At 57.3% G+C, this 1,123-nt stretch carries 2 protein-coding genes; both read right to left on the bottom strand.

What is annotated here, in order from left to right:
• Window positions 1-102 precede the first annotated feature (102 nt).
• A complete protein-coding gene (locus tag AC1DT2_RS24135; RefSeq protein ID WP_477299247.1) occupies window positions 103-402 on the bottom strand; it encodes a hypothetical protein in 300 nt (99 codons plus the stop codon).
• Window positions 403-619: 217 nt separating this feature from the next.
• Window positions 620-1,123, bottom strand: a 504-nt coding sequence (locus tag AC1DT2_RS24130) for an HlyD family type I secretion periplasmic adaptor subunit (RefSeq protein WP_477299245.1), incomplete at its 5' end; no start/stop codon positions are given.

The raw sequence follows: 1,123 nt of genomic DNA, 5'->3' as shown, positions 1-1,123 counted from the left end.
GTGCCGTAGATAGCTCGGCAATCTGAAATCCCACGCGGCTGCTTCCGAACGCGAAATCCGACGGAGTGGTGCTCATTATCAAGTCCTTTGAGAATAGGAGAGTTAGCCCTTCTTGAGAGCTTTCCAGAAACACCCAGCAGAAATTGCAGTAAAAAGTGCCATCGCACCAACCGAACCGACAAATGCGGTCCAATAGAGAAACGGATGCGCTGAGCGATCGAGAACGGAAGTGCCGGCCCGGCTTTGTATTGCGGTGACACCATGGTCGAGGGCGTATAGCATTCCCCCGACGCCGCCATAGATCCAGGCAGCGAGCGCTACGCCGAAGAGCGCCCAAGAAATGCGTGCGGCCATGTTCCGCGCGCCGCCGGTCGCAGCCTTGTTAAAGATGGCCACGAGCATGCCACCGCATCCGGACACCGCAATGAATAACCCAAGTTTTGTCATAGACGTTGACGCCAGTTCAGAAAATTTCCCAAAACACCCGGCCACCTTCAACGGAATCGCGTAACCCTTCGGGTTTCTGGATTCCCACGTTATCGACCTGCAAGTTGCTCGGCCCCTGAAGCCTGGATAATTGCATCTTGCATTCTCCGACACGTCTAGAGTCAAGTTGACGTTAACGTTCCTGCATCGCCTCATGCGCTGCCTGTTCGAGCGGTGACAGCAGGTAATCAATGACCCTACGCTTATCGGTTTTTATCTCAACCGAAAGCGACATGCCGGGCGACAGGTGAACCGGGACGCCGTCGACCATCAGCGTGCTGGTCGGGAGGATGACATGGGCGAGGTAGATCAATCCGAGCTTCTCGTCCTGGATCGCGTCATGCGACACACTCCTGACGCGTCCTTGAAGATGGCCGTAGCGGGTATAGGGAAACGTATCCACCTTGACTGCTGCAGCCTGCCCTTCCCGAACGAAGCCGATGTCCCGGTTGAGTACCGTGACCTCGACCTCGAGCGACTCGTCGTCCGGTACGACCGATAGGAGTGGCTGCGCAGGCGTCACCACACCACCAACCGTATGGACCGCGAGTTGCTGAACGGTGCCGTCCACTGGCGAGCGCAGGGCCATCTGGGCGTTATGCTGCGCCGTCTTTGCAACCTCGGGCCCGTATTGAGC

Source organism: Luteibacter sp. P4_E6, assembly GCF_056401535.1.
This window is presented reverse-complemented; position numbering and strand designations above follow the sequence as displayed.

Excerpts from the sequence above, each read along its gene's own strand:
- AC1DT2_RS24135 (WP_477299247.1), bottom strand. The coding sequence starts at position 402 with ATGCTCGTGGCCATCTTTAACAAGGCTGCGACCGGCGGCGCGCGGAAC.